The following is a 15339-nucleotide window of genomic DNA, read 5'->3' as shown; positions in this document are numbered from 1 at the left end:
GGTTACGGTTTGCGCATGCACTTCAACACTCCGCCACGAAGCACCATGCGACTGACGCGCCGGGGCCGTATCGCCCTCATCGCGACCGGGGCCGTCCTGGCCGGCACCGCCGTGGCGGTGCCGCTGCTCACCCTGGGCGGCGAGGAAGAGACCAAGCCGGTGTCCCTGGTGATCCCGGAGGGCTGGCGCGCGGGCCAGGTCTACGACGCCGTCGACAAGGCCCTCGAGTTGCCGCCGGGCACCACGAAGAAGTCCCTGGGCAAGGCCAACCTGAAGCTGCCGGTCGACGCCGAGGGCAACCCGGAGGGCTATCTCTTCCCGGCGACGTATCCGATCGACGAGAAGGCGACGCCTCAGACGCTGCTGTCGTCGATGGTCGACACCGCCAACCAGAAGTTCAACGGCGTCCCGATCACCGCCGGCGCGCAGCGCAACGCGATGAACGTCTATCAGGCGGTCACCATCGCGAGCATCGTGCAGGCCGAGGCCTCCACCAAGACCGACATGGGCAAGGTGGCCCGGGTCATCCACAACCGGCTCGAACGCGGTGTGCCGCTCCAGATGGACTCCACCATCAACTACGCCCTGAACCGCTCCACCGTGAAGACCACCCTCGACGACCTGCGGATCGAGAGCCCCTACAACTCGTACCAGCGCATGGGGCTGCCGCCCACGCCCATCGCCAACCCCGGCGAGGAGGCCCTGCGTGCGGCGGTCACTCCGACGCCGGGCGACTGGCTGTACTTCGTCACGGTCAAGCGGGGCGACACCCGCTTCACGGCCGACTACGCCGAGCACCAGCGCAACGTGGCGGAGTTCAACTCCCTCCAGAAGAGCCCGCAGGCGAAGACGTGACCGGCAGGGACATCACGCGGCGACGGGCTCCTCGGCGAGCAGCCGCCTGATGTCCCGCACGGCCGCACGGCCGGCCCGGTTGGCGCCGATGGTGCTCGCCGACGGACCGTAGCCGACCAGATGGATCCGCGGATCGGCGACCGCGCGGGTCCCGTCGAGCCGGATCCCGCCGCCCGGCTCACGCAGCCTCAGCGGTGTCAGATGGTCGATGGCGGGCCGGAATCCGGTCGCCCACAGGATGACGTCGGCGGGTATGTGCCGCCCGTCGTTCCACGCCACCCCGTCGGGGGTGATCCGGTCGAACATCGGCTGCCGGTCCAGGACCCCGTCCGCGAGCCCCTGCCGAATCGCGTCGTTCAACGGCAGCCCCGTGACCGACACCACGCTCCGCGGCGGCAGCCCCTGCCGCACCCGCTCCTCCACCAGCGCGACCGCGGCGCGACCGGCGTCCTCGTCGAAGGGCCCCTCGCGGAAGACCGGCGGCCGTCGGGTGACCCAGGTCGTGGCCGCCGCGTACGGGGCGATCTCCAGCAGATGCTGGGTACCGGACGCACCCCCGCCCACCACGACGACCCGCAGCCCGGCGAACTCCTCCGGTCCCGGATACTGCGCGGTGTGCAACTGCCGCCCCCGGAAGGTCTCCTGACCGGGATAGCGCGGCCAGAACGGCCGGTCCCAGGTCCCGGTCGCGTTGATCAGCGCCCGGGTCGACCACACACCGTCCGAGGTCTCCACGAGCAGCCGCCCCGCGTCGCCCTCGCGCACGGCGTGGACATCGACGGGCCGCCGTACCCGCAGATCGAAGGTGCGCTCGTACCTGTCGAAGTACTCGGTGATGACTTCGGAGGACGGCCGCGCCGGGTCGGCGCCCGTGAGCTCCATGCCGGGCAGCGCATGCATCCCGTGCACCTTGCCGTAGGTCAGCGAAGGCCACCGGAACTGCCAGGCGCCGCCGGGCCCGGGGGAGTGGTCGAGCACCACGAAGTCCCGCTCCGGCTCGAATCCGGTGCGCCGCAGGTGAAAGGCGCCGGCCAGACCTGCCTGGCCGGCGCCTATGACGACTACCTCGGTGTTGTTCACGCTTCTACTAACCGCGTGGGGTGCATGGATCTTCCCCCGGGATCACGACCTCATCAGGAGTCCTTGTACACACGGGGCTTCGCTGTGGACGGCGGCAGGGAGCCATTGAAGCGGGCGTCGGTGAACTTGGCGAAGTCGACCCGGTGCGGGATCAGCTTCAGATCGGCGAACGCGTCGACGATCTCCTGCTCCGAGGCGATGAGCGGCTTGTCCACGGCGACCGCGACCCGGGAGGCGTTGGTCCGTTTCACCGAGGCCAGCGCCACCTCGTACGGCAGCCCGGTCTCTTTGGCCCACACCTTCGCCCACGCCTCCGGGTGGTCGTACACCCAGTCGTAGGCGCGGCGGAGCCGGCCGAGGTAGTCCTCGATGGCCGCCGTCTTCTTGCTGTCCTGAAGCGCGGATGGCGCCGCCACCTGGAACAGGAGACCGTTGGTCACGCCTTCGCCGGTCGTGAGAACCGTCCCCTGCTTGGCCTGGAGCACCTGCGAGGTGTACGGGTCCCAGACCGCCCATGCGTCGACCTTGCCGGACGTGAACGCGGCGAGCGCGTCGGCCGGCTGGAGGTACTTGACCCGCACATCGCCGAGGGTCAGCCCGGCCGCCTTGAGGGAGGCGACGAGTTGGTAGTGCGCGGAGGACCCCTGCGCGACGGCGACGGACCTGCCCTTCAGATCCCTGGTGCTCTTCAGCTTCGACCCGTTGGGCACGAGGATGGCGTCACCCTGGGACGTGCCGTGCCAGGCGGCCACCACCTTGATCTTGGAGTCGGCCCCGGCCGCGAAGACCGGCGGGGTGTTGCCGACGCCGCCGATGTCGACGGCCTTGGCGTTGACGGCTTCGAGGAGCGGCGGGCCGGAGGTGAACGTGGACCACTTGATCTTGTAGTTGAGGTTCCCCAGCTCTCCGGCGGCGCGCAGGATGGCTTCGGAACCGCCTTTCTGATCACCGACGTTGAGGGTGAGCGAGCCCTTGCCGTCGGTGTCGGACCCCGTGCTGGCGGACGAACTCCCGCCGCAGGCCGTGAGCAGCAGGGCGAGGGGGAGGAGCAGCGCGGCGGGGACGAGGCGTCGTCGCATGATGGATCCGTTCTTCGGGTGAGGGAGTTCAGGCGGCTTCGGCGGCGGTGTCGACGCCGAGCCGTTCCAGCAGTCCGGCGCGCAGCTCAGCGAACCGGGGGTCGGTGATGTCACGGGGCCGGTCGAGGTCGATCTCCTGCTCGTGCGCGATGACACCGTCGTCCATCACGAGAACGCGGTCGGCGAGCAGGACCGCCTCCTCGACGTCGTGCGTGACGAGCAGCACCGCGCAGCCGCGGCGCTGCCACAACTCGCCCACCAGACGCTGGGCCCTGATGCGGGTGAGCGCGTCCAGCGCCCCGAACGGCTCGTCGAGCAGCAGCAGATCGGGCTCGCGTACCAACGCCCGTGCGAGGGAGGCGCGTTGGGCCTCGCCGCCGGAGAGCGTCTTGGGCCAGGCGTCCGTACGGTGGTCCAGGCCGACCTCCTTGAGCGCCTGCTCGGCGACCGCTCGGCCGGGCTTGCCCGGAAGGCCGAGCAGGACGTTGCGCCACACCTTCTTCCACGGCATGAGACGCGGCGCCTGGAAGGCGACGGCCTTGCGGCGCGGCACCAGGACGGTGCCCTCGATCTCGCGGTCGAGCCCGGCGAGGATGCGCAGCAGGGTGGACTTGCCGCAGCCGCTGCGGCCGAGGAGGGCGACGAATTCGCCCGGGCGGACGTGGAGTCGGAGCCGGTCGATGACGGCGCGCCCGTCGAAGGAGCGGGTCAGCTCCTCGACGTGGACGGCCTGAGCGGACTGGGGACTCACCTTGGGGTTCACCGGCCGGTGAACGTCGGTCGCCATTGCAGCAGCAGCCTTTCGAGGGAGCGGACGACGAAGTCGGCCAGCAGGCCGAGGAAGGCATAGACGACCAGGCAGACCACGATCACGTCGGTCCGCAGGAAGTCCCGCGCCTGCACCATGAGGAACCCGATGCCGGAGTCCGCGTTGACCTGCTCGGCGAAGACGAGCGCGAGCCAGGCGATGCCGAGCGAGTAGCGCAGCCCGGTCATCGCGCCGGGCAGCGCACCCGGCAGCACGACATGCCGCACCAGCCCCCACCGCGACAGCCCCAGGGACTCCCCGGCCTCGATCAACTGGGCGTCCACGCCCCGGATTCCGGCATAGACATTGAGGTACAGCGGGAAGGTCACACCGAGCGTGATGATGGCGATCTTGGGAGCCTCGCCGATACCGAACCAGATGATGAACAGCGGGATGAGCCCCACGAAGGGCACGGTCCGCAGCATCTGCACCGGAGCGTCGACGAGATCCTCCCCGATCCGGAACAGCCCGGACACCAGGGCAAGTCCGGTGCCGACGACCGTGCCCAGCAGCAGCCCGAACGCGACCCGCTGCAGCGAGGTCCCCATGGCCGACGGCAGCGAACCGTCGGCGATCAGATCACTCCCGACCTGCGCGATACGGCCGGGCGAGGCGAGCACATCGGCGGTCAACACGCCGGTGACGCTGAGCAGTTGCCAGAGCGCGAGCAGCAGGAGCGGGCCGGTGGTGCGGCGCAGCCAGCGGGGGACGCGGGTGCGGTGGGAGGAGGCGGGGACGAGGGGGACGAGGTCGGGGGAGGCCGCTGAAGCGGGACTGTCTTTCTCGCCCATAGGCGAAATATCGGGTTCGTGCGAGCCGGGCGGGGCATGGCTGATGCTCATGGATGCTCCATGGGTTCATGGGGGAGCGGCCGGTGATGAGGCGCGCCCGAGTACCCGCAGAGCCCTATGCGGATCGGCGGATCAGCGCATCAGGCGTGCGGGCAGAAGGGTGCGCAGGCGCGGGGAAGGTGAGAGAAGGGCGTCAGCAGCCGCGGCGACACGCGGCGGAGGCCACCCGCAGCAGGTCGATGTGACCGCGCGTGGTGAGCAGGGCTGAACGCAACATGCCGCCGAAAGTATCCAGATGGCATGCGCGCGGTCAACGCCCGTCTCGCGGTGTGGACCCCTGCGCCGGACCCCGGCCGGTCCGATGACGTGCGCAGCGGGTCGTGTGCGCGAGGATGGGACGCATGTCAGATGCCTTCACCACCCGCGTGCTGAACGTGACCTCCGGATCCACGGAGCGGGTCGTCGACCTCACCCACGACTGCGAGACCTTCCTGCGGGAGACGGCCGCCGACCGCGACGGCCTGCTGAACGTCTTCGTCCCCCACGCCACCGCCGGCATCGCGATCATCGAAACGGGCGCGGGCAGCGACGACGACCTCCTCGCCGCCCTGCACACCCTCCTGCCCGCCGACGACCGCTGGCAACACCGCCACGGCAGCCCCGGCCACGGCCGCGACCACGTCCTCCCGGCACTCGTACCACCCCACGCGACGCTGCCGGTGCTGGGCGGGCGGCTGGAGTTGGGGACGTGGCAGTCGGTGTGCCTGGTGGACACGAACAGGGACAATGCCAACCGTCGGGTTCGGCTGAGCTTCCTGGGCTGACCAAGATCAGTCGGCAGCTCGCGCAACCGCCGCTCAGGTGTGCCGCTCCAGCAACGCCCGAGCCGTGGCGGCCATCGCCTCGTCGACCATTTCCCCGTCGAACGTCACCGCGCCGGCGCCGGACGCCTGGGCCTCTTCCATCACGGCGATCAGCCGTGCCGCACGGGCGAGTTCGGCCGGGCTGGGCGCGAACACGTCGTTGATGACCGGGACATGGGAGGGGTGGATCGCCATCATGCCCGCGTAGCCCAGCGACCGGTTCTGCTCGGCGAAGGCGCGCAGGCCGTCGAGATCGCCGATACGGGTCCACAGCCCGGCCACCGGATGCGGGGTTCCCGCGGCACGCGCGTCGAGCAGGACGCGGGCGCGCAGGGCGTGCGTCTCGGTGCCTTCGGGGCTCCAGCGGTAACCGATCGCACGCTCCACGTCGCCGCCCGCCCCGGTGATCGCGCCGAGGTAGGCGACGCGTGCGGCGGCCGTCGCGCAGCCGTGGGCCTCGCGCAGCGCCTGAGCGGTCTCGAGGAGGGGGATGAGGGCCAAGTGGCCGTGTGGCAGGCCGTGTTCATGCTCGCTCCAGGCGAGGAGCAGGTCGGCGAAGCGGATATCGCCGCGGCCTGTCACCTTGGGCAGCACGATTCCGGTGAGTCCGGGACCGCACAGGGCGCGCAGCTCGTCGGCGGCTGCCCAGGTGTCGAGTGGGGTGACGCGGACGAACAGGGCCGGTCCCGGCAGGGAGCCGTCGGCCCGGCGGGCGAGCGCCTCGGTCACTTGCTGGACGGCGACAGCGCGTTCGGCCTGCGGCACCGCGTCCTCCAGGTCGAGGACGACGGCGTCCGCCCCGGCCGCCCGCGCTTTGGGAAGCCAGTGCGTGGCACGGTTTCCGGGGACGAACAGCAGGGAGCGCAGGGGCGGGCGGGGGAGGGGAACGGGTTCAGACGACACCGTGCTTCTCCAGGTCGGTGAGCTCGTCCTCGCTCAGGCCGAGCCACTCGCGGTAGACGAGGTCGTTGTCCTGGCCGAGGGCGGGGCCGGTCCGCCAGATGGTGCCCGGTCGCTGCCGGAAGTGGGGGATCACGGACTGCATGCGTACGGGGCCGAGGTCGGCGTCGTCGACGGTGACGATGTCGCCGCGTTCGGCGTAGACAGGGTCCTCGGCGATGTCGGCGGCGCTGAACACACGGGACGCCACGACCTCGGCCTGTGAGAACGCTTCGAGGCAGGCGGTCGCCGTGCGCTCGGCCACCCAGGCTCGCAGGCCGTCGTCGAGGCGGGCGCGCCCGGCGAACTGCTGTTCCGGCGTGGCGAAGTCGGCCTCGTCGAACCCGAGCAGCTTGGCAACGTTGCGGACCGAGCGGAGCGTCGCAGACGTCACCGTGATCCATTCGCCGTCGCTCGACCGGTAGGTGTTGATGACGGCGGCGGGGGCGACGGCGAGCTGGTTGCCGGAGCGTCCGGGTACCGTGCCGAGCTGGTCGTGGACGATGACCTGCCACTCGACGAGCCGGAACAGCGGCTCGAAGAGAGCGAGATCGATCCACTCGCCGTCGAAGTCGGGGTCGTGGTCGCGGCGGTGCAGTGCGGCGAGCACCGCGTAGGCGCCCATGAGTCCGGTCACCGCGTCGCCGTGGGAGAAGCCGGTGTGCACGGGTGGGGCATCGGGGAAGCCGGTCAGATGCACGACGCCGCTGCGGGCCTCGCCGACCTTGCCGAAGCCGGGCTCGTCGGCGCGTGACGAGGTGGCGCCGAAGCCGGATATCTGCAACAGGACGGCCTTGGGATTGATGCGATGCACGGATTCCCAGTCGAGCCCCCACGAGCGGAGCCGGCCGGCACGCAGGGTGACGATGACGACATCCGCCCAGGCGACAAGACGCTGGGCGACCCGCCGCCCGGACTCCTGGTGGAGATCGAGCGTGACCGACCGCTTGTTGCGGCCGGCGACCTTGAACCAGAGCGGGTGGCCGTCCTTGCTGGGGCCCATCGCCCGTGCGGCGTCACCGGCGCCCGGCGGCTCCACGTGGACGACGTCCGCGCCCTGGTCGGCAAGGAGGGAGCCGGCCAGCGGACCCGCCACCACGTGCGCGAACTCCACCACCTTGAGGCCGTGCAGCTGGCCCTGGCCACCGGCATCCTGACCCGTGATCGACACCATCGGCACCCTCTGCTCCCCAACTCGTCTGACGGCGGCACCAGTCAGCCTGCCGAGCTGTGAGCATGTGAGTCCAGCAACAAACGGCTATGAATCCTTGCGGTTCACGCATGAGTCGGAGGGGCCGGCAGGTCAGGCCCAGGACACTCCGGACGGCAGCTCGTGCCGGCGCGCACGGAACTCCCGCAGTGTCTCCAGGAACCGGTCGGCCGCCGGCGGGAGTGGACGGCGCGCACGCAGGGCGATGTCGAGGCGCCGGTGAAGAGCCGGTTCGACGAGCGGCCTGTGGATGAACGGGCCCGTCCCGAGGAGGGGCAGGACCAGGGCGGGCATCGCGGTGACTCCGAGCCCGGCTGCCACGAGTCCGCCCACCGTGGCGACGTTGCCCGCCTCCGCGGCCGGCACCGACCGGGCCTCGGCCTGTGCGAACGCGGCATCGGTCAGGCGTCGCACGCTGGAGTCACGGCCGACGGCGAGGAAGGGCTCGTGTGCCAGGTCGTCCCAGGTGACCTCGGGACGGTCGGACAGGGCATGGTGCTGCGGCAGGACGGCCACGAACCGGTCGCGTACCAAAGGGTGGTGCTCCAGCTGCCCCGACGGCTCACCGGTCGTGATGGCGAAGTCCGCGTCGCCGGTCAGGACTCGGCTCAGTACCGATTGTTCGAGTCCGTCCATGATCTGCACGGCCACCTGCGGCCGTTGCCGACGGAAGTCCAGGATCACCTCGGGCAGCAGGACCGCGGCGACCGACGGCAGGGTGGCCACGGCGACCGTCCCCGACTCACCGAGCAGGAAGCGCTCCAGCTCCTTCATGCCCGACTGATGGGCATTCACGATCTGCTCGGCTATGCGCAGCGCCTCGACGCCGGCGGCCGTCAACTCGACGTTACGGGTGTCGCGTTCGAGGAGTCGAGCGCCCACCTGCCGCTCCAGATCCGCCACCGCGCGGCTGAGCGAGGACTGGGAGACGCGCAGTTGAGCGGCGGCCGCGGTGAAGCTGCCCACCCGGGCCACGGCGGCGTAGGCACTGAGTTGACGAAGAGTGCTGTCCATGACGAGCGAGCTTATGGCCGTACGCGCCCATTGATGCGTGAACAGCATGGATAGATCTCGGTTTGATGCTGGACGCCGATTCGCTGCCGCTCCGACACTCATCCGCAGCACGGGCCACCGGGAGTGCCGGGGGACCCTCGAGCCGTACGAGAAGGTGAGCGACGACCATGCTGGCAGCGCTGGGGTTCTCCACGATCGGCCTGTTCCTCCTGCTCACCATGGCCAAACGGGTCTCCGTCCTGGTGGCACTGGTGCTGCTGCCGGTCCTGGCGGCCCTGGTCGGGGGCTTCGCCGGCGACATGGGGGACATGATCCTCAAAGGGCTCACCACGGTGGCCCCGACCGGCATCATGATCGCTTTCGCCGTTCTCTACTTCACGTTGATGGTGGACGCCGGGCTCTTCGACCCATTGATCAACCGCATACTTCGCCTCGCCCGGAACGATCCGGCACGCATCGCCGTCGGCACGGCCGTCCTCACCCTGTGTGTGGCACTCGACGGTGACGGCGCGTCGACGTTCCTCATCACCGTCTCCGCGCTGCTGCCCGTCTACAAGCGCCTGGGCATGAGCCCGTTGGTCCTCTCGGGGGTGGTCTGCCTGGGCGCGGGCGTGATGAACATGATCCCGTGGGGCGGGCCGACGGTGCGGGCCATGGCGGCGCTGGAACTGGAGAGTTCGGACGTCTTCACTCCCGTCCTCCCCGCGATGGGCTGCGGCATCGTCTGGGTGCTGCTCGCCTCGTACTGGATCGGCCGACGTGAGCGCCGCCGCCTCGCCGTGTCCGGTCCGGGTACCGCCCAGGAGCAGGAGGACGCGGGGCCGCTCGCCGGCCGTGGCGCGGGGGACGGGCCGGGCACGCCCCTCGTGGTGCGGGAGGGGCGCCCGCAGCTCTTGCTGACCGCGTTCAACGCCGTCCTGACCATCACGTTGATCGTGGCGCTCGTCATGGAACTCATGCCGCTGCCCGTGCTGTTCGCGCTGGCCTTCGCGCTCGCCCTCTTCGTGAACCACCCCACGTGGGAAGCACAGCAGGCCCTTCTGGAGAAGCACGCGAAGAGTGTCGTCCTCGTCACCACGATGATCTTCGCCGCGGGCGTCTTCACCGGAGTCCTGACGGGCACCGGGATGATCACGGAGATGGCACAGGCGCTGGTCTCGGTCGTGCCCGACTCCCTGGGCGGACACCTCGCGCCGATCGTGGCCGTCACCGGCATGCCGCTGAGCCTTGCCTTCACACCGGACGCCTACTACTTCGGAGTGCTGCCCGTCCTCGCCCACACGGCGTCCGGCTTCGGCGGCGACGAGGCCGAGATCGCACGGGCCGCGATCCTCGGCCAGATGACCACCGGGTTCCCGCTCAGCCCGCTCACCGCCTCCACGTTCATCCTCGTCAGCATGAGCGGAGTACAGCTCGGCGAACATCAGCGCTTCATCTTCCGCTGGGCCTTCGGCACGACCCTCGTCATGACCGCGGCAGCCCTGCTCACCGGCGCCATATCCCTGTGAACCACCGTGAGGAGACATCGACATGCGCGAGCCGATCGGTGTTTTCGCCGCGCTGACGGCCGCCCTCGCCCCCGTCCGGCCCGCATCCGCAGCGCCCGCCCGTGCGACAGCCGGTGTGCCGGGCGACCCGTTCTTCTCCTACGACCGGCCGGCGCTGTTCGGCGTCCTGCGCGAGGACGTCAGAGTGCCGCTGCGGGACGGCAGCCATCTGGCCGCCCTCTACCGGCCCGCCGGCCCCGACGGCAAGGCGGCCACCGGCCGCTTCCCGGGCATCATCCACGAGTACACCGCCTACCCCGCGGACCTGGAGTACTTCGGTCACACGGCGTCGTACTTCGTGGCACAGGGCTACAACGCGCTGGTGTGCCAACCACGACGCGATCGAATGGCTCGCCCGGCACCCGTCCGCCACGGGCCGCATAGGTCAGATGGGCGTCAGCTACGGCGGACACACCAGTCTCCTCGCCGCCGTGAACCGGCCCCCGCACCTGAAGGCGATCATCCCGACGAACGGCCTGCACGACTGGTACGAGAACACCATCCATCGCGGCGGAATCTACTCTCCCCGCATCCGGGACTGGCAGCGGACCTATGCGCCCGCGACGCTCCAGACGTACGCCGCGCACCCGCTCTACGACGATTTCTGGCGCGGCGGCTACCGCGACGGCATGGTCAAGAACCACCTCGCCCGGCCCGAGAACGTGTGGCTCGTCTCCGGCCCCTGGGAACACGGCGAGCACCCAGCACGCGGGCATCGGGCCCGGCCCTTGTCTGGCGTGGTGGGACCGCCGGCTGGCCGGCGACCCGCGCGCCCCCTTGCCGGGCGCGCGCATCACCTCGTACGAAATCCCCGGCCCCGGGGTCGGTACGGGCCGGCACCAGTGGGACGCGTGGCCGCCCCGCGGCGCCCATACCCTGACGCTCGCGCTGCGCGGCGACGGCTCACTCGGGACCGCCCTCGGCACCAGAGGCGAGGCCGCCTTCGAGGTCAACACGAGTATCGAGGCTCCGCAGAGCCATCAACAACTCACCTTCTCCACCGGGGCATTGAGGCGCGACCTGGTCCTGGCCGGAGACGCCGGCGTGTCGCTTCGGGCGTCCTTCACCGCCACCGACGGCAATATCGCCGCGGTGCTGTACGACGAGACACCCGACGGCACGCGAACGAGAATCACCGCCGGATGGCTCAAGGCCGGCCACCGCCACGGGCACACCGCACTCGTGCCGGTGACGCCGGGCGCGTTCCACGGCCTGGACGTGCACATCTGGCCCACGCACTACCGGATCGCGGCCGGACACCGGCTGGTGCTGCGGATCTCCAGCGACGACTACCCGGAGATCGACTCCGACGTGCCGACGTGCCGCGTGGCGCTCGAAGTCGGGTCTCACGGATCGGCGGTGCGTCTCACGGTGCGGGCGGCCGGGCGCACTTCCTGAAACACTCTTCTCGCTACGCGATGAACCCCTCGTCCTTGAGGAACTTCACCGCCGCCTGCTGCGGACTCGCGCCGTCGATGTCCACCATCCCGTTGAGCTCGATGATCACCTGCTGGGTGAGCTTGTCCCCGAGCAGCCGCACCAGCCTCTTCAACTCCGGGTTCTCCCGCGCGGTCTTCTCGCGCAGTGTCAGACCCACCAGTTGCGTCAGGAAGTGGGTCTTGTCGTCCTCAACGACCTTCAGGCCGAGGGACTTGATGCGGGAGTCCGTGGTGAAGACCTCGGCGAAGTTGCAGGGGCTCTGTTTGGCCACATTGACGAAGTTCAGCGCGAAGGCGTTCTGGTAGACCTGCGTGGGCGGAATGCGCACGTCGTACACCTTCTGCAGGGGGCCGATCTCCCGGTCGAGGAATTCTGCCGCGCCGCACAGCGTGACCTCGCCCGGGTGGTCCTTCGCCAGCTGCTTGAGCTGGCTGAGCTTGTCGACCTTGCCGGCCGGGCCCTTGGCGTCGCCCGCGCGGGCGATGGCGTACTGGTCGCCGAACTTCGCAGGCCCCAGCCAGGTGATCTTGTTCTGCTTCTGGTCCAGCCGCGCCGTCTCGTCGAACTGTTCCTTGGCCCCTGGCAGAACGCTCGTCTTCTTGAGGAACTCCGACCACCCGGTACCGGCATACTCCCAGTACATGTCGATGTCGCCGCCGAGCAGCGCCTTGCGGACGATCGCCGAACCGGTAAGACCCGTCTGGTCCTTGGTCTTCGCGCCGGCGGCCTGCAGGGCGTAGATCAGGATGTTGCCGAGGACGGTCTGCTCGGTGAACTCCTTCGAGCCGACCGTGAAGCTCTTGCCGGACAGATCGACGGCCTTCGCGATGCTGCCGCCCCTGAGCTGCCCGGCGGAGACGCTCGACGGCAGATCGCTGGAGGTGGACGAGCAGCCGGCGCAGACCGCGGTGAGGGACAGTACGGCCAGCAGCGCGCCCAGGCGCCTTCGTGGACGGTTCATTGCAGCCCCCGTGGCTTGAGAAGGTCTTCGGCGATCGACGCCGCCCAGTCGACGAGCAGCGCCAGCGCGGCGACCAGCACGCTGCCGGTCAGCAGGACCACATCGCGGCTGGAGCTGATGCCGTTGGAGATGACGTCGCCGAGGCCGCCCGCGCCGACGAAAGTGGCCAGCGCCACGGTGCCGACGGTGATCACGAGGGCCGTACGCACACCGGCGAGGATCACCGGGACGGCCAGCGGCAGCTCTATCCGGAGCAGCACCGACCAGCGGGTCATTCCCATGCCCCGCGCCGACTCGATCACCGATCGGTCGACCTGCTGCAGCCCGGCGATGGTGTTGCGCAGCACGGGCAGGATTCCGTACACGAGGAAGGCGATGACCGCGATCTGGTTGACGCCCAGCGTCTTGAAGCCGACGGCCAGCAGCACGATCAGCCCGAGGGAGGGCAGCGCCTGCCCGATGTTGGCGACGACCAGGATCGGCGAGGCCCAGCGGCGCGCCCAGGGGCGGGTGAGCAGGACGCCGCAGGGCACGGCGATCACCAGGATGAGGGCGGACACGACGAGTGTGAGGCCGAGATGCTTCAGGATCCGGTTCGTGAGGTAGTCGGCGTTGAGGCTGCGCTGCTCGATGGAGTCCAGCCGGTGATCGGAGACGTAGAGGTAGAGCGCGAGCAGCGCGAGGCCGACGATCACCGGCAGGACCGCGTACCGCCCGTACGCGAGCAGTCGCCCCCGGGTGGCCGCGGTCTCGGTCACCGGGGGGCGGGACTGGGCGATGACCGCCATCTACCGCACCTCCCGGTGGCCGGGCGCTGCCATGGCCCCGGCGCGCTCCGCGTGGATGAGGGTGCGCAGCGAGTCGAGTTCGAGGACGCCGCGATAGCGGCCGTCGTCGTGGGTGACCACGGCGGCCGCGGCGTTCAGGGTGAGCATCTGGTCCAGCGCGTCGTAGAGGGTGTCGCGCGGGCCGAGCGGGGAGAGCACGGGCACAGCCCCCTCGCCGTCCGCGGCCCCGTCGGTGGGCAGCCAGCCCACGGGCCGCCGGTCGCCGTCGAGGACGAGCAGGAACTCCCGCCCGTTCGCGGCAGCCGCCGCGCGGCGCCGCTCCTCGCTGGAGGCCCCGTCGGCGAGGGTCGGCCAGTCACCGGGTACGTCGACGTCTGCCAGCCGGCTGAGCGAGAGCCGGCGCACCGCGGCGCCCCTGCCGATGAAGCCGGCGACGAAGTCGTTGACGGGCTCGGAGAGGATGCGCTCGGGGGTGTCGTACTGCTCGACCTTCCCGTTCGACGAGAAGATCGCGATCCGGTCGCCCATCTTCACGGCCTCGTCGATGTCATGGGTGACGAAGACGATGGTCTTCCTCAACTCGGCCTGAATGCGCAGGAATTCGTTCTGCAGCGACGCGCGGTTGAGCGGGTCGATGGCGCCGAAGGGCTCGTCCATGAGCATCACCTGCGGATCGCCGCCCAGTGCGCGGGCGACACCGACGCGCTGCTGCTCGCCGCCGGAGAGCTGCTTGGGAAAGCGCCGCCGGAACGTGTCCGGGTCGAGACCGACGAGCGCCAGGAGTTCGTCGACGCGGGCGGCGACGCGGTCCCTGGGCCAGCCGAGCATCCGTGGCACGGTCGCGATGTTGTCGGCGACGGTGCGGTGCGGGAAGAGACCGGTCTGCTGGATGGAGTAGCCGATGCGGCGTCGCAACATGTCCGGGTTGCCGTCGGTGACGTCCTTGCCGTCCAGGTGGATCCGCCCCGAGGTGGGCTCGATCAGCCGGTTGATGAGCTTCATCGTGGTCGTCTTGCCGCAGCCGGACGGCCCGACGAGCACGACGATCTCGCCCGCCGGGATGTCGAGCGTGAGGCGGTCCACGGCGGGGGCGGCCTGCCCGTCGTACGCCTTGGTGAGCTGGTCCAGCCGGATCATCGGCTCGGCCCGAGTCTCGGTCTTCGTCTTCGTCATGTGCTGAGCCCTCTCGATGTCGTGAGCCGCTTCAGCAGTGCGAACGCCGCGTCGAACAGCACGGCGAGCACGATGATCGCCGCGGCGCCCTCGATGGTCAGATAGATGGCGAAGGGAGTGCCGGCCTTGTCGAGGCCCTGCAGGATGAGATTGCCCAGGCCCGGGCCGTTGACGGCGGCGGCGATGGCGGCGATGCCGAGCAGCAGCTGGGCGGCCACCCGCAGCCCGGTCACGATGACCGGCCAGGCAAGCGGCAACTCCACGCCCAGCAGCACCTTGAGCCGGCTCATGCCCATGCCCCGCGCCGACTCCACAACGGCGGGGTCGACTTCACGCAGGCCGACGACCGTATTGCGGATGACGGGCAGCAGGGCGTACATCGTCAGAGCCACGATCGAGGGCCCCGTACCCAGCCCGAGCGGGGTGATGAGCAGACCGAACAAGGCGTACGAGGGAATCGTGAGGAACACCCCCGCGACTCCCAGAACGGCGGCGCGCGGCAGCTTGGTGCGGTAGACGAGTACCGCCAGGGGCAGGCCCACCGCCACCGCCAGGCCGAGCCCTTCGAGGACGAGCACGGCGTGATCCACCGTGGCATCCCGCACATCCGGCCAGTTCCCGGACAGGAATTCTAAGAAATCCACGGCGCGCTCTTACCCCGCGACGGGCCGTCCGAACGTCATGAGCAGCTCATCTGTGCGTCATCAGTCCATTTCTGATGATTCTTCAGGCAATGTCTTCAGCGTTGGCTTTCGGCCAGTAATTCGTGTGTGTGAGCCGGGTCGCGCGGG

The 15339-nt window shown here is 69.9% G+C and carries 16 protein-coding genes and 1 pseudogene; 5 read left to right on the top strand and 12 right to left on the bottom strand.

Annotation, left to right across the window (positions count from 1 at the left end; translation table 11 throughout):
* Nucleotides 1-15 precede the first annotated feature (15 nt).
* A complete protein-coding gene (mltG, locus tag QQY66_RS05425) occupies nt 16-855 on the top strand; it encodes an endolytic transglycosylase MltG (protein ID WP_301977932.1) in 840 nt (279 codons plus the stop codon).
* A 12-nt stretch (nt 856-867) separates the two neighbouring features.
* On the opposite strand, the gene QQY66_RS05420 is transcribed toward mltG, so the two are convergent.
* The 5 genes from QQY66_RS05420 to QQY66_RS50235 all read right to left on the bottom strand — a co-directional run bounded on the left by QQY66_RS05420 (nt 868) and on the right by QQY66_RS50235 (nt 4890).
* The gene (locus tag QQY66_RS05420) at nt 868-1935 is read right to left on the bottom strand and encodes an NAD(P)-binding domain-containing protein (RefSeq protein ID WP_301977931.1); all 1068 of its coding nucleotides are present in this window, start codon (nt 1933-1935) and stop codon (nt 868-870) included.
* A 53-nt stretch (nt 1936-1988) separates the two neighbouring features.
* On the bottom strand, nt 1989-3014 hold the full coding sequence (locus QQY66_RS05415; RefSeq protein ID WP_301977930.1) for an ABC transporter substrate-binding protein: 1026 nt from the start codon (nt 3012-3014) through the stop codon (nt 1989-1991).
* 28 nt (nt 3015-3042) lie between these two features.
* Complete coding sequence (locus QQY66_RS05410; protein ID WP_301977928.1) at nt 3043-3801, bottom strand: ABC transporter ATP-binding protein; 759 nt, start codon at nt 3799-3801, stop codon at nt 3043-3045.
* A complete protein-coding gene (locus QQY66_RS05405; protein ID WP_301977927.1) occupies nt 3774-4664 on the bottom strand; it encodes an ABC transporter permease in 891 nt (296 codons plus the stop codon). The genes QQY66_RS05410 and QQY66_RS05405 overlap by 28 nt, the downstream gene beginning before the upstream one ends.
* 142 nt (nt 4665-4806) lie before the next feature.
* On the bottom strand, nt 4807-4890 hold the full coding sequence (locus QQY66_RS50235) for a putative leader peptide (RefSeq protein ID WP_349817350.1): 84 nt from the start codon (nt 4888-4890) through the stop codon (nt 4807-4809).
* Nucleotides 4891-5014: 124 nt separating this feature from the next.
* On the opposite strand from QQY66_RS50235, the gene QQY66_RS05400 reads away from it, so the two are divergent.
* Entirely contained in the window at nt 5015-5437 is a 423-nt protein-coding gene (locus tag QQY66_RS05400) for a secondary thiamine-phosphate synthase enzyme YjbQ (RefSeq protein ID WP_301977926.1), read from the top strand.
* Between the two features lie 33 nt (nt 5438-5470).
* Here the strand turns inward: QQY66_RS05400 and QQY66_RS05395 are convergent, their stop codons facing one another.
* The 3 genes from QQY66_RS05395 to QQY66_RS05385 form a co-directional block, all read right to left on the bottom strand.
* Entirely contained in the window at nt 5471-6379 is a 909-nt protein-coding gene (locus tag QQY66_RS05395; protein WP_301977925.1) for a CoA ester lyase, read from the bottom strand.
* Nucleotides 6369-7589 carry a CaiB/BaiF CoA-transferase family protein gene (locus QQY66_RS05390; RefSeq protein ID WP_301977924.1) on the bottom strand — a complete coding sequence of 407 codons (1221 nt, stop codon included), beginning with the start codon at nt 7587-7589 and terminating at the stop codon, nt 6369-6371. Before QQY66_RS05390 ends, QQY66_RS05395 begins: the two co-directional genes overlap by 11 nt.
* Before the next feature lie 129 nt (nt 7590-7718).
* Nucleotides 7719-8639: a LysR family transcriptional regulator gene (locus QQY66_RS05385; protein ID WP_301977923.1), complete on the bottom strand. Its 921-nt coding sequence runs from the start codon at nt 8637-8639 to the stop codon at nt 7719-7721.
* Nucleotides 8640-8806: 167 nt separating this feature from the next.
* Between QQY66_RS05385 and QQY66_RS05380 the strand changes: the two genes are divergently transcribed.
* The 3 genes and pseudogenes from QQY66_RS05380 to QQY66_RS05375 all read left to right on the top strand — a co-directional run bounded on the left by QQY66_RS05380 (nt 8807) and on the right by QQY66_RS05375 (nt 11584).
* Complete coding sequence (locus QQY66_RS05380) at nt 8807-10147, top strand: CitMHS family transporter (protein WP_301977922.1); 1341 nt, start codon at nt 8807-8809, stop codon at nt 10145-10147.
* Nucleotides 10148-10248: 101 nt separating this feature from the next.
* Nucleotides 10249-10731, top strand: a pseudogene (locus QQY66_RS50230) (CocE/NonD family hydrolase); the annotation flags it as partial.
* Nucleotides 10732-10963: 232 nt separating this feature from the next.
* Nucleotides 10964-11584 (top strand): CocE/NonD family hydrolase C-terminal non-catalytic domain-containing protein, encoded by a 621-nt coding sequence (locus QQY66_RS05375; RefSeq protein WP_301977921.1) that lies wholly within the window; start codon nt 10964-10966, stop codon nt 11582-11584.
* A gap of 13 nt (nt 11585-11597) precedes the next feature.
* On the opposite strand, the gene QQY66_RS05370 is transcribed toward QQY66_RS05375, so the two are convergent.
* From QQY66_RS05370 to QQY66_RS05355, 4 genes are read right to left on the bottom strand one after another with little or no spacing between them, the layout of a single operon-like run.
* A complete protein-coding gene (locus QQY66_RS05370) occupies nt 11598-12587 on the bottom strand; it encodes a glycine betaine ABC transporter substrate-binding protein (RefSeq protein WP_301977920.1) in 990 nt (329 codons plus the stop codon).
* A complete protein-coding gene (locus tag QQY66_RS05365) occupies nt 12584-13375 on the bottom strand; it encodes an ABC transporter permease (protein ID WP_301977919.1) in 792 nt (263 codons plus the stop codon). The genes QQY66_RS05370 and QQY66_RS05365 overlap by 4 nt, the downstream gene beginning before the upstream one ends.
* Nucleotides 13376-14548 carry an ABC transporter ATP-binding protein gene (locus tag QQY66_RS05360; RefSeq protein ID WP_301977918.1) on the bottom strand — a complete coding sequence of 391 codons (1173 nt, stop codon included), beginning with the start codon at nt 14546-14548 and terminating at the stop codon, nt 13376-13378. It abuts the gene before it with no gap.
* The gene (locus tag QQY66_RS05355; RefSeq protein ID WP_301977917.1) at nt 14545-15192 is read right to left on the bottom strand and encodes an ABC transporter permease; all 648 of its coding nucleotides are present in this window, start codon (nt 15190-15192) and stop codon (nt 14545-14547) included. Before QQY66_RS05355 ends, QQY66_RS05360 begins: the two co-directional genes overlap by 4 nt.
* Nucleotides 15193-15339: the final 147 nt, after the last annotated feature.

Source organism: Streptomyces sp. DG2A-72, assembly GCF_030499575.1.
Classification (GTDB): Bacteria; Actinomycetota; Actinomycetes; order Streptomycetales; family Streptomycetaceae; genus Streptomyces.
Note: the sequence above shows the minus strand (reverse complement) of the source record. Positions and strands in the feature narration are given on the sequence as shown.